Origin of the sequence: Yersinia rochesterensis, assembly GCF_003600645.1 — a bacterium.
Lineage (GTDB): Bacteria > Pseudomonadota > Gammaproteobacteria > Enterobacterales > Enterobacteriaceae > Yersinia > Yersinia rochesterensis.
In genome coordinates this window covers 3592202-3607282 of sequence record NZ_CP032482.1, presented here as the reverse complement: position 1 = coordinate 3607282, position 15081 = coordinate 3592202, and the positions used below count along the sequence as shown (strand labels likewise).

Here is a 15081-nt window from a genome sequence, read left to right as displayed (position 1 = left end):
TCGCTTTTTGCGTTATTACATTAGGGTTATGATTATCCTCTGGTTTTCCCTACATATCCCGTAGCTTTACAACTATTATTATATACCCGTCATACTTCAAGCTCAGATAAAGCAGAAGTCAAAGAGCTGTTGCAGCAACACCATGATCATATCGAACAGAATATTGAAGATATTGCTCAGCATCCGGACATTAATGAAACCGTTTTGAGAGGAATATCACGGTTCTAATTTGATTTAAATCAAAAAAATCCATTTCTATACAATGGTTTACCTTTCTATTCAAATCTGTCTTTGACCCTCCCCCAAGGGGAGGGTTTAGATTATGGCCCATCCTATTAAAATACATTTCGCTTATCGAAAAAGGACCCACCATAATGAATAAAACATTTGCTTCAGCAACGCGCTTGGCGATTGTTGCTTTTGCCGCCATCACTTTCAGCCAATTTGCCTCCGCGACAACTCAAACAGAATTTTTGGCTCAGCATGGAATATCAGGAAAAACTACTGAGCAAATGATTGAGACAATTGATCAATCCAAACAAGAACGGCCTTTGGCGTATTCAGCCTCAGTCACCGGGACTGAGTTGAAATTATCGGATGGGCAGCAGGAGTTTTCTTTCCCTGTGGGTGATAAGTTCTATCTCTCATTTGCGCCTTATATCAACCAAACCCATCCATGTTTTAATCACAGTTTGTCTGGTTGCCGTGGCGAATTGGCGAATACCACCTTCGATGTGAAAATCACCGATCAAACCGGGAACGTTATCTTGCAGGATAAACTGACCAGCTATCAGAATGGTTTTATTGGTGTGTGGTTGCCACGTAATATAGAAGGGACGATAGAAGTGAATTATCAAGGGATTAAGGCGATATCACCTTTTGCGACCCAAGTTGAAAGCCAAACTTGCATGACGACATTGCGACTGAAAAAATAAACCTTATCAGAGTGAGTCTTAGATTATCTAAAATAATGAAAATCAGCTTAGCGGCTGGTTTTCATTATCCAACCAGCACACAATTTATTGCACTTCACTCGATAATATCATTGCTAAAGTTATCCCTGGTTGGATCTGTCAGTATTTTTTACGTGTAAGATCACAAATTACGCATTCTTATTCAATACGATTTTCCTTTAAAATGATGAGCAGTCGCAGTGCCAAATGATACATTCCCCCCGAATGGGTTGATAAATAAAACTGATTATATTGTTTTTTATTATTGATAGGGAAAATCTTAAAGTTATATAACTCATTGGGAAAGTGAAAGTTAATTAAATTTTTAAAAAAATGACGTGGGATTTTACATAAAAAAAATGAAACAATTTACGCTAATTTAAGTAATAAAATTCCCTTCAATATTGTAGGAAGTTTCCATTATTCGTATGAATAATCTTCTTTTTATTCGTATCAATAGAATATATACACCTAAATAACATGGATATTTTGGTGTTTTATTTCTAATGTTTTAATTAAATTGAGTTTAAAAACTTAAATGCTAATAGATTTCAGATTTTTATGCCTGACGTTGTGTTTGCGGCGATATATTTTTACATATAGTAAATGTTGTTCTACCTTTTAAATATCCGTATAAATAATTAAATTCGAATAAAAAACCATTAGATGTGAATTTTACAGTGGCTTGTAGATAGCATGATATAAAACAAAGCTTTCCGGGTGAATTCGCCTACCGCGAGTCTAAAACACCCTAAATTCAACACGAAAATCGCTTACTTATTAAATGGGTTATTTACCTGGTTATCTGTCGCCTGATGGATAAAGAGCGCTGTCGTCAATACCTTTTCAATAAGATTTAAATCTTTTAAGGATAGATATGAATGCAATTTTTAAAGTTATTTGGAATAGGTCATTGAATATATGGGTTGCTGTAGGAGAATTCGCTAAAGGAAAACAAAAATCAACAACTACTCAGCGCTCTTTTACTTCTCAATTTATCCTCGATACATTAAATCACCATATTCAACCTAAAATAGCTATTTTGGCTGTTGCCGTGATGGGCGCATTGGGCATTCAACCTGCATTGGCTATTACTGCCGCACAATGTACTGCAATGGGCGCGAGTTGCGTGGCGGTGGGAACGGCAGCAAGTTTAGCGACTGCGTTGAGTAATACCGGGGCGGGAAGTGCAGCGACAACCATTTTATTAACCGCGAACATTGATCTTTCAACGGCATATTCTTTGGGTATGACAGTAAACCAAACCACCAATGCACGACAGAATCTGGTGATTGATGGTGGTGGTTATGACTTAAAATTTGCGGGTTATGCTTTCAATATGTATGCGGGCAGCACAAATAATGTGGCTTGGGCTGCGGAGAATGCAACATTCAAACTCACCAACTTTAATGATATTACATCAACGCTGGCGACCACCAGCGGCACCATTTCCCGATTGGTGTATGTGCAAGATGCTACCACTCGGTTAGACGTGACTTTGGATGAGATCAACTCAGTCCCCAATGGCAAATTGGTTGCTATGGGGCTTGATGGTGCTGCGGCCGCACCCAATGATTTCGGTAGAGTGATATTTGGCGATATTACCCAACCCGTCACTTTGAATTTCGGCACTTATCGACAATTGGTATTAGCTAACAATATCGCATTTACTGGACATTTCGACTTAACCGCAATAGCCAGCCCTGACTATCCGGCGGTCTTTTGGAGCAATGGTTCAGCAGCGAATAGCGTGCTCACTTTTGCCAGTGGTTCTGATGTGAGTATTACTGGCACGCGGCTGACTAATGGCCTGGCTATTGTTGGCGTGGGGGTGCCATCGTATAACTATATGATTGAAGATGGTGCCAAATTAAGCCTGGTTATCGATGGCCAAAATCCGTTGGGTCTCGCTAACTATGGTGTACAGATTGGCTCTTATAACACGGCTACCGGTTTATTTGGCGCTGGTGCTGTAATTAACATGAATAACCTGGCGGGTGATGTAATCAGTAATGCCCCCAGTACTGTTGCCACTGCATATATTTATAATGGCCCAGCCTCAACGAGAGATGTTATCTATAATCTGGCCGCGGGTTCAAATCTTGTTGTTGCCGCTGGCGCTGGCAATGATGGGATCACTGCCAGCAAAACTCTGGCAGGGACGGGGGGGATTTATATCCGTTCAGCGGCGACCATCTCAGATGGCACGCTAAACACCACCGCCGGCACGGGGATTAATGTCAGTGCTGCCTCATCGGGCAATGTGGTCATTCGTAATGAGGCGGAGGGTACTATCAGAAAAGCGACCGGGATCACTGTCACTGATTCTGGTAGTGGGTCGGTAAATATCACCAACGCGGGTACCATCAACAGCACTACCGCCGGGCTTTCTATTTCCGCTACGACAGCCAAAACAGTCAGTGTTGATAATACTGGCGGGACAATCAGTGCCAGCGGTGGGACGGGTGTTAATATTCTAGCCAATGCGCTATTGAATATGGTCGGGGGAACAATTACCACGACAGGCGCGGCGACCGGGTTTACTTTCGCAGGAACCACCAATAGCCATGTTTTAACTGATTTGATCCTCAATGTGAATGGTGCCGGTGCCGCCTTCTCAAAAGCGGCGGGAGTTAATCTGACGTTAAACCATGTCATCCTCAACACCGTGACTGGCACGGCCCTGGATAGCCTGGCTGGTTTGACGTTTGCCGACAGCGCCAATGGTCGTAATGAAATTAATGTCACTGGCACTGGGACCGGGATTGCGACGGTTAACACGGCGTTAACTGGCTGGAGCCCGGCGGCATTAGATATCAATGTTTCTGGTGCCGGAACCGGGATCAACGCCAGTGGCGGTGGCGTTGATCTTTCCAGTGCCAATTTGAGTGTCAATGTCACTAACAGCGGCGGTACCGGTTTACGCGTCACTGATGGTGCCGTGACAGCCACGACCATTGGTGCGAATGCCAGAATCAATGCAGGGGGTGCCACGGCGATTAATTTTGCAGGTACTACCGCCAAGACATTAAATAACAACGGAACCATTAATGGCGGGGTGATATTTGGCGGAACTGCCGCGAACATAATTAATAATAATGCGATATTGAACGGAACATTAACCACTGGTTCCGGTAACGATACTTTGGTGCTGGGAAGTGCTTCAGAAAGCACTGGTGCGATTAATCTGGGGGATGGCAATAATAACGTCACTATTCAGAACGGTACTCAAGTCTCATCCATTAATACCGGGGTGGGCGATGATACTTTTACTATCAATGGGATGACGTTAGGCAGTACCTATTTAGGTTCTCTGAATGCTGGTACTGGGACCAATACGCTGAATATCAATACATCAACAGATACCTTAGCCACTGGCACTTCTTTACAAGGTTTTGCCAATATCAATCTGACAGACAGCCTGATTACTCTGACATCTGACACTAACATTGGTAGCGGTGCCATTAATATTGACAGTACCAGTGATCTGCTATTTGGCAGCACATTCAATGGCACTCTGAATGCCTCATTAGGCCATGTCTCTGGGGGGGATGGTTCAGCCATCGTCAATAATGGTGCTAATGTCACGTTAAGCCAGGCAAGTGCTTTTGTCGGGAATTGGCAGGTCGATCAGGGCGGGATTCTCGCCGCCAGCAATAGCAATCAGCTGGGCACGACGGAAATTGCGCTGAATGGCAGGCTGAATCTGAATGGGGTGGCGGTTTCTAATAATGCGCTGACCGGCAACGGCACCCTGAATATCGATACTGCCAATAACACGTTCAATTTTGGTGTGAATACCGGCAGCGCATTTGCCGGTACGGTAGATATGCAAAACAGTATTTTTGCCCTGAGTGGCAATAATACTGCGGCATTGAACAATGCTTCATTTATTGCCTCTGTTGGCACCACGGTTGCCGTGGATAACAGTAATCAGACGATCGGTAATTTTACTCTTAACGGTGCAACCGCTGCATTTGGCAGCGGCAGTTTAATCACCACGGATACGCTGGCGGTGACGGATGACAGTATCATCCGAGTTGATCCGGCTCTCACCACCGGTGGGAATTTACTCGATCAGGATACCGGCAATTCAGCCCAATTAATTAACAGTACCAATGTGTTGTCAACGACTGAATTGGCGCGACTGACATTACAAAATATTGTCGGCGGCACTCTGGGTAATGGCACCACTGAAAATATTATTCAGGGAGGCAATACGGTTGCTGAGGCACTGTATAATTATGCGCTGTCGGGCAGCGGTGGTTTAAGTGTGACCTCCGCACTAACTCAACTGAATTTGCTTGCCGGTGAAAGTTTAACCCTGACATCGCAAGGTGCGGTCAATGCTGATAACACCTTGGTGGCACAATTGACTGGCGCGGGTAATTTGATTATTGGTGCTGATAACAGCGCAACGACGCTGACTAACGCGACCAATAATTATACCGGCAGCACCTCAGTCAATGGCGGTATTTTGACTCTGGGCAGTAATGATGCGCTGGGCCAGACTTCGGCGCTGAACACGGTGGCGGGTACCTCTGCCAATATTAACGGCCACAGCCAGACGGTGGGCGCACTGACCAACGCCGGGACGGTCACATTAGGCACTGGCGGGGCGCTCAGCAGCGGCCTGTTGACCAACAGCAATATTCTGAATATCGCGGGCGGTACATTGAACCTGAGTGCCGGCGGGGCTTCCACCGCAACCGGCGGTTTGACCGGCTCCGGCACCCTGAATATCAATGGCGGCGATTTAGCCCTCAGTGCCGCCAACAGCGGTCTGGCGGGGCAAACCAATATTGCCAGCGGTGCTTCCGCCACCCTGAGTGGTGCGGGCACACTGGGCAGCAGCGCCATTAACGTGCTGGGCGATTTAAATCTGAACGGGGCTAATGCGGCGCTGGCTAATGTGCTGAGTGGCACAGGAGATATCAACACCAACGCCGCAGTGACTTTGACCGGTACCAATACTTTCAGTGGCGGGCATCATATCGGTGCCACCGGCGCGCTGACAGTGACGCAGGCCAGTAATCTGGGGGCCTCGACTGCCACCATCGGGCTGGATACCGCCACCTCGCATCTGGTGCTGAACGGGGTCAATGGCACGGTCGCCAATGTCCTCAGCGGCGTTGCCGGTTCTGTGGTGGACGTCACCACCGGCGCGAACACCAGTCTGACCGGCAATAACAGCGGGTTCCTTGGCCAGTATGCTCTGGCGGGGAACAGCAAACTGACTGTCAGCTCAACGAATAATCTGGGGGCGATTTCCAACGTCACCTTGGCGGGCGCGCAGGACACTCTGGCACTGAGTGGTTTTAGCGGCACCTTTGCCAATGCAGTGACGGGCAGCGGGATATTGCAGGTGACCGGCGGCTCAAATGCCACGCTGACCAGCAGTAATGCGGTCGATAATGCGGTGGCGGTGGATATCACCAATGCCACGTTGAACCTGACTGACATCGCGCTGTTTGACCACGGCCTGACCGGCAACGGCACCCTGAATATCGATACTGCCAATAACACGTTCAATTTTGGTGTGAATACCGGCAGCGCATTTGCCGGTACGGTAGATATGCAAAACAGTATTTTTGCCCTGAGTGGCAATAATACTGCGGCATTGAACAATGCTTCATTTATTGCCTCTGTTGGCACCACGGTTGCCGTGGATAACAGTAATCAGACGATCGGTAATTTTACTCTTAACGGTGCAACCGCTGCATTTGGCAGCGGCAGTTTAATCACCACGGATACGCTGGCGGTGACGGATGACAGTATCATCCGAGTTGATCCGGCTCTCACCACCGGTGGGAATTTACTCGATCAGGATACCGGCAATTCAGCCCAATTAATTAACAGTACCAATGTGTTGTCAACGACTGAATTGGCGCGACTGACATTACAAAATATTGTCGGCGGCACTCTGGGTAATGGCACCACTGAAAATATTATTCAGGGAGGCAATACGGTTGCTGAGGCACTGTATAATTATGCGCTGTCGGGCAGCGGTGGTTTAAGTGTGACCTCCGCACTAACTCAACTGAATTTGCTTGCCGGTGAAAGTTTAACCCTGACATCGCAAGGTGCGGTCAATGCTGATAACACCTTGGTGGCACAATTGACTGGCGCGGGTAATTTGATTATTGGTGCTGATAACAGCGCAACGACGCTGACTAACGCGACCAATAATTATACCGGCAGCACCTCAGTCAATGGCGGTATTTTGACTCTGGGCAGTAATGATGCGCTGGGCCAGACTTCGGCGCTGAACACGGTGGCGGGTACCTCTGCCAATATTAACGGCCACAGCCAGACGGTGGGCGCACTGACCAACGCCGGGACGGTCACATTAGGCACTGGCGGGGCGCTCAGCAGCGGCCTGTTGACCAACAGCAATATTCTGAATATCGCGGGCGGTACATTGAACCTGAGTGCCGGCGGGGCTTCCACCGCAACCGGCGGTTTGACCGGCTCCGGCACCCTGAATATCAATGGCGGCGATTTAGCCCTCAGTGCCGCCAACAGCGGTCTGGCGGGGCAAACCAATATTGCCAGCGGTGCTTCCGCCACCTTGAGCGGCGCGGGCACACTGGGCAGCAGCGCGGTTAACGTGCTGGGCGATTTGAACCTGAACGGGGCCAATGCGGCGCTGGCGAATGTGCTGAGCGGCAATGGCAATATCAACACTAACGCCGCAGTGACCCTGACCGGCACCAATACTTTCAGTGGCGGGCATCATATCGGTGCCACCGGCGCGCTGACAGTGACGCAGGCCAGTAATCTGGGGGCCTCGACTGCCACCATCGGGCTGGATACCGCCACCTCGCATCTGGTGCTGAACGGGGTCAATGGCACGGTCGCCAATGTCCTCAGCGGCGTTGCCGGTTCTGTGGTGGACGTCACCACCGGCGCGAACACCAGTCTGACCGGCAATAACAGCGGGTTCCTTGGCCAGTATGCTCTGGCGGGGAACAGCAAACTGACTGTCAGCTCAACGAATAATCTGGGGGCGATTTCCAACGTCACCTTGGCGGGCGCGCAGGACACTCTGGCACTGAGTGGTTTTAGCGGCACCTTTGCCAATGCAGTGACGGGCAGCGGGATATTGCAGGTGACCGGCGGCTCAAATGCCACGCTGACCAGCAGTAATGCGGTCGATAATGCGGTGGCGGTGGATATCACCAATGCCACGTTGAACCTGACTGACATCGCGCTGTTTGACCACGGCCTGACCGGCAACGGCACCCTGAATATCGATACTGCCAATAACACGTTCAATTTTGGTGTGAATACCGGCAGCGCATTTGCCGGTACGGTAGATATGCAAAACAGTATTTTTGCCCTGAGTGGCAATAATACTGCGGCATTGAACAATGCTTCATTTATTGCCTCTGTTGGCACCACGGTTGCCGTGGATAACAGTAATCAGACGATCGGTAATTTTACTCTTAACGGTGCAACCGCTGCATTTGGCAGCGGCAGTTTAATCACCACGGATACGCTGGCGGTGACGGATGACAGTATCATCCGAGTTGATCCGGCTCTCACCACCGGTGGGAATTTACTCGATCAGGATACCGGCAATTCAGCCCAATTAATTAACAGTACCAATGTGTTGTCAACGACTGAATTGGCGCGACTGACATTACAGAATATTGTCGGCGGCACTCTGGGTAATGGCACCACTGAAAATATTATTCAGGGAGGCAATACGGTTGCTGAGGCACTGTATAATTATGCGCTGTCGGGCAGCGGTGGTTTAAGTGTGACCTCCGCACTAACTCAACTGAATTTACTTGCCGGTGAAAGTTTAACCCTGACATCGCAAGGTGCGGTCAATGCTGATAACACCTTGGTGGCACAATTGACTGGCGCGGGTAATTTGATTATTGGTGCTGATAACAGCGCAACGACGCTGACTAACGCGACCAATAATTATACCGGCAGCACCTCAGTCAATGGCGGTATTTTGACTCTGGGCAGTAATGATGCGCTGGGCCAGACTTCGGCGCTGAACACGGTGGCGGGTACCTCTGCCAATATTAACGGCCACAGCCAGACGGTGGGCGCACTGACCAACGCCGGGACGGTCACATTAGGCACTGGCGGGGCGCTCAGCAGCGGCCTGTTGACCAACAGCAATATTCTGAATATCGCGGGCGGTACATTGAACCTGAGTGCCGGCGGGGCTTCCACCGCAACCGGCGGTTTGACCGGCTCCGGCACCCTGAATATCAATGGCGGCGATTTAGCCCTCAGTGCCGCCAACAGCGGTCTGGCGGGGCAAACCAATATTGCCAGCGGTGCTTCCGCCACCCTGAGCGGCGCGGGCACACTGGGCAGCAGCGCGGTTAACGTGCTGGGCGATTTGAACCTGAACGGGGCCAATGCGGCGCTGGCGAATGTGCTGAGCGGCAATGGTGATATCAATACCAACGCCGCAGTGACTTTGACCGGCACGAACAGCTTCAGTGGCGCACATCATATCGGTGCTGCGGGTGAACTGACAGTGACACAGGCCAGTAATCTCGGGGCGTCAACGGCCACAGTTGGGCTGGACACCGCCACCTCGCATCTGGTGCTAAATGGCGTTAGCGGCACCATCGCCAATGCGCTCAGCGGGGTTGCCGGTTCTGTGGTGGACGTCACCACCGGCGCGAACACCAGTCTGACCGGCAATAACAGCAACTTCCTCGGCCAGTATGCTGTGGCGGGGAACAGTAAACTAACTGTCGGCTCAACGAATAATCTGGGCGCGGCGGCCAACATCGCTCTGGCGGGGGCGCAGGATATTCTGGCGCTGAGTGGCTTTAACGGCACCTTTGCCAATACGGTGACGGGCAGCGGGATATTGCAGGTGACCGGCGGCTCAAATGCCACGCTGACCAGCAGTAATGCGGTCGATAATGCGGTGGCGGTGGATATCGCCAATGCCACGTTGAACCTGACTGATATCGCGCTGTTTGACCACGGCCTGACCGGCAACGGCACCCTGAATGTGGCGAAGAATCTGGCCAGCACGGCATTTGACTTCGGCACCTCGGTGGGCGGGGCATTCAGCGGCACAGTGAACCTGACGAACTCCACTTTTGCCTTAACAGCGGACAACACAGCAGCGCTGGCGAATGCCACGCTGAAACTGTCGGCTAACAACGTCACCACCGTGGGTTCCACCGACCGCACAGTGCATGGGCTGAATCTGAATGGCGGCACCCTGATTTTTGACGGTGCCGCCCCGCAGTCACAGGCCAATGGAGTGGTCAACGTGACCGAACTGGCGCTGAACAGCGGCACGGTCAGTGTCACCGGCACGAGCAACTGGGAGAACACCAACCCGGTCATCGCACCCAACTTGTCGATCCTCGCGCAAGATCGGGGCGACATCATGCTGGAGCTGATCAACGGCAATAACGTCACCGGTAATGTCAACGATCTGGATTTGGTGATCAACGGCACGTCGGTGACATCCGGTGGTCAGGCGGTGCTGTCCACCATCGAGCAGGGCGGGGTGACGGTCGCCAATGCCACTCATAACTATGGCCTGACCAGCAGTGACGGTAGCAGCGGCACGGGTTTGTACGTCAATTACTCCCTCAAAGCGCTGGAATTGTTAACCGGCGGCAATGATGCCTTATTACTGGTCACGGAGAGCGGAGCGACGGCGAATCGGGTATTGAATGCGGCGCTGTCGGGCAACGGCGGTTTGCAGGTAGATGCCAGCAATGGCGCGCTGACACTGGCGAATAGCACCAATACCTACAGCGGGGCGACCACAGTCAATGCGGGTTCGCTGATTCTGGGGGCTAACAATGCTTTTGGGCGCACCTCATTGCTGGATGTGCTCAGCGGGGCCAGCACCAATATTAACGGCCACAGCCAGACGGTGGGCGCACTGACCAACGCCGGGACGGTCACATTAGGCACTGGCGGGGCGCTCAGCAGCGGCCTGTTGACCAACAGCAATATTCTGAATATCGCGGGCGGTACATTGAACCTGAGTGCCGGCGGGGCTTCCACCGCAACCGGCGGTTTGACCGGCTCCGGCACCCTGAATATCAATGGCGGCGATTTAGCCCTCAGTGCCGCCAACAGCGGTCTGGCGGGGCAAACCAATATTGCCAGCGGTGCTTCCGCCACCCTGAGCGGCGCGGGCACACTGGGCAGCAGCGCGGTTAACGTGCTGGGCGATTTGAACCTGAACGGGGCCAATGCGGCGCTGGCGAATGTGCTGAGCGGCAATGGTGATATCAATACCAACGCCGCAGTGACTTTGACCGGCACGAACAGCTTCAGTGGCGCACATCATATCGGTGCTGCGGGTGAACTGACAGTGACACAGGCCAGTAATCTCGGGGCGTCAACGGCCACAGTTGGGCTGGACACCGCCACCTCGCATCTGGTGCTAAATGGCGTTAGCGGCACCATCGCCAATGCGCTCAGCGGGGTTGCCGGTTCTGTGGTGGACGTCACCACCGGCGCGAACACCAGTCTGACCGGCAATAACAGCAACTTCCTCGGCCAGTATGCTGTGGCGGGGAACAGTAAACTAACTGTCGGCTCAACGAATAATCTGGGCGCGGCGGCCAACATCGCTCTGGCGGGGGCGCAGGATATTCTGGCGCTGAGTGGCTTTAACGGCACCTTTGCCAATACGGTGACGGGCAGCGGGATATTGCAGGTGACCGGCGGCTCAAATGCCACGCTGACCAGCAGTAATGCGGTCGATAATGCGGTGGCGGTGGATATCGCCAATGCCACGTTGAACCTGACTGACATCGCGTTGTTTGACCACGGCCTGACCGGCAACGGCACCCTGAATGTGGCGAAGAATCTGGCCAGCACGGCATTTGACTTCGGCACCTCGGTGGGCGGGGCATTCAGCGGCACAGTGAACCTGACGAACTCCACTTTTGATCTTAATGGCATGAACACATCGGCCCTGACGAATGCCACGCTAAAACTGTCCAGCGGCAATATGACTTCTGTGGCCGATGGTGTCCAAAATATCGGCGGACTGGCGCTGAACGGCGGTACGATACTGTTCAATAACGTGGTGGATAACGCCGGTGTCATCTCCTCGGAAGGAACTTTCGCGGCGAATAGTATCAATACCACCGGTGGGGGAAATGTTCGGGTCAATTTACCTGCTGGCCTTGCGCCTAGCCTTGATGGTTTGCCAGTGATGGCGCTGGACGAAGGTGAGATAATTGTTAAGTTGGGCACCGGGGCTGCTACCGGTTCCGGGCATGAATTAACACTCACTGATCAGAATGGTGGCCCCATAAGTGCTGTTTTCTATCAGAATCTTTATAACCCTGGTGTGGGCAGTGCCGCGGCGGTTGGCTCATTTAATTACGGTCTGACAACCGGTAATAGTTATGACGGCTTGTATGTTAATTATGGGCTGACAGCATTGGAGCTACAGAGCACTGGCAATGATGCTTTGATCTTGACGGCAACGCTGGCTAACAATGGTAAACAATCTAACGATTTGTCTACCCAGATTAGCGGCAGTGGTGATTTGGCGTTTGTTTCCGCAAATGAAGGCAGCATCGCCTCGTTATCGAATGCGACCAATAATTACACTGGGGCCACGTGGGTGCGTTCAGGGAGTTTACGTCTGGATGCAAACTCTGCGCTGGGGCAAACCTCGCAGTTGGCGATGAGCAATGCCACCGCCGTGGATCTCAATGGGACTCAGCAAACAGTGGGCCAATTAACCACGGAAACCGGCAGCACCCTGAATTTCAATAATGGCAAATTAGCCGTAACAAACGGCGGCCAAGTGGATGGTGCGCTTAGCGGTGCAGGAGAGCTGGCTCTGAGCGGCGGTACACTCAGTGTCACTCAAGGGAATAGCGGCTTTACCGCTAGCACGGATATTGCCAGCGGTGCCACGGCGCATCTGTATCAGGCCCAAGGTCTGGGAAGCGGGGCGATTAATAATAACGGGGTTCTTAACCTGGATAATACCACCGGCGTATTGTCGAACAATCTGACCGGAGCCAGCGGTAACACCCAACTGACGAACAATGCCAATATCCGACTGGCGGGAGATAACAGCGGCTATTCGGGTCTATTTACCACGGATTCCGGGGCTATTTTGACGGCGAATAGCGCCCAAAATCTCGGGAATAGCCGAATTGCCAACAGTGGTGAATTGATTCTGGATACGGCGTCAGTCTGGGAGCTGACTAACGCCATCAGTGGGAGTGGTGCGCTGATTAAACGTGGTAGCGGAACGGTTAAAATTGAGGGAAGCACGGTCAGTGCTGGCCTGACCACCATTGAGAATGGATTGCTGCAATTGGGCAGTTTACCGGTGATATCGGCGCTTTATGTGGAAGAATCACCGTTAGCGCGTTCATTATCAGTCTCGTTGGCCTCGACTATCGCCAATCTGACCAGCAATGTGCTGATTACCACCACCGGTTCATTAGGTGGCTACGGCAAGGTGACCGGGAATGTTGAAAGCAACGGCAGTCTGATTATGCCGAATGCTTTAACCGGCGGTGATTTTGGAACATTTACCATTGACGGTAATTATACCGGTAATAATGGCACAGTGGTCTTCAATACCGTTCTGGCGGGGGATTCGTCAAGCAGTGACCGGTTATTGATTACCGGTAATACCGCAGGGCAGAGTTATGTCACGGTGAATAACATTGGCGGTAATGGTGGGCGGACGTCTGACGGCATCAAAATTATCAATGTCGGCGGTGATTCGGCGGGGCAATTTACCCTTAATGGCCGTGCGGTTGCTGGCGCATATGAGTATTTCTTGTATCAGGGCAGCATTAGCTCGCCAACAGATGGCGACTGGTATTTGCGTACTGAAGTCGATGAGCGCCGTCCAGAGCCAGCCAGCTACACCGCAAACCTGGCGGCGGCGAACACGATGTTTGTCACCACTTTGGCCGACCGTGCGGGCGAAACACTGTACACCGATGTCTTCACTGGTGAAGAGAAAACCACCAGCCTGTGGTTACGCAATGAAGGCACTCATAATCGCTCCCGTGATGACAGTGGTGAGTTGAAAACTCAAGATAACCGCTATGTCATGCAGCTCGGTGGAGATGTGGCGCAATGGAGCCGTAACGCGCAAGATTTGTGGCGTGTCGGTGTGATGGCGGGTTATGCCAATAGCAGCAGTTCTAGCGTGGCGCAGATGACGGGCTATCGCTCCAATGGCTCGGTTGATGGTTACAGTGTCGGGATGTATGGCACTTGGTTTGCTAATAGCCAGGAAAATACCGGTGCATACGTTGATTCATGGCTGCAATACAGCTGGTTTACTAATCAGGTTGATGGGCAGGATCTCACCACTGAGAAATATGATTCTAAAGGTTTTACCGCTGCGGTTGAGAGTGGTTATATCTTCAAAGTGGGGGAAAGTGCTTATAGCAACTTCTTTATCCAGCCGAAAGCTCAGGTGGTGTGGATGGGCGTAAAAGCAGATTCTCATACCGAAACCAATGGCACCTTGGTCACTGGCGAGGGGAATAATAATATTCAAACCCGTTTAGGCGCGAAAGCTTTCATTAGCCCGATTCAGTCCGCCAACAAGGCGAAAGAACCCGCGTTTAAACCTTACGTTGAAGCCAATTGGATCCACAATACTAAAGATTTCGGTACTACATTGGATGGCATCACTGTAAAACAAGCGGGAGCCGCTAATATTGCCGAATTGAAATTGGGTGTTGAAGGCCAGATAAATAAAAAGCTGAACCTGTGGGGGAATGTTGGCCAGCAACTGGGTAATAATGGTTACAGTGATAGCAGCATCACGTTAGGGGTTAAATATAATTTCTAACGGTAATTAATAGTTATCAATAACTAACGGCACATATCAATGGGTATGTGCCGTTTTTTGTGGTTAAAAGTGTGTCGGTAAATATTAATAATGAAGGAATCGGTGGCGAATTATTTTTTGTTTTATATTTTTTAATTTGTTATTTCATTGGATTATTGGTCTTTCTTTTCGTTATTTATCGATACTAAATTTAGCTGATTATCATTTCTATAGCATTTAATATGATATTTAATTAAATAAAAAATGAAATTAAATTGACGCGTTATGATTTTTGTTATAAAAAACCAAATATAAAAATATTATACTTTTCATGAT

Annotated in this window: 2 protein-coding genes and 1 pseudogene; all 3 read left to right on the top strand. The window is 50.6% G+C overall.

From position 1 onward, the window contains the following. Positions 1-96: 96 nt before the first annotated feature. Positions 97-228, top strand: a pseudogene (locus DXZ79_RS21350) (hypothetical protein); the annotation flags it as partial. Positions 229-374: 146 nt separating this feature from the next. Further along, entirely contained in the window at positions 375-935 is a 561-nt protein-coding gene (gene cueP / locus DXZ79_RS16745; RefSeq protein ID WP_038639256.1) for a copper-binding periplasmic metallochaperone CueP, read from the top strand. A gap of 895 nt (positions 936-1830) precedes the next feature. Continuing rightward, positions 1831-14766, top strand: coding sequence for an autotransporter outer membrane beta-barrel domain-containing protein (locus tag DXZ79_RS16740; protein ID WP_120011467.1), 12936 nt, complete (start codon positions 1831-1833; stop codon positions 14764-14766). Positions 14767-15081: the final 315 nt, after the last annotated feature.

Coding starts and splice junctions, on each gene's coding strand:
- cueP (WP_038639256.1), top strand. CDS start 375: ATGAATAAAACATTTGCTTCAGCAACGCGCTTGGCGATTGTTGCTTTT.
- DXZ79_RS16740 (WP_120011467.1), top strand. CDS start 1,831: ATGAATGCAATTTTTAAAGTTATTTGGAATAGGTCATTGAATATATGG.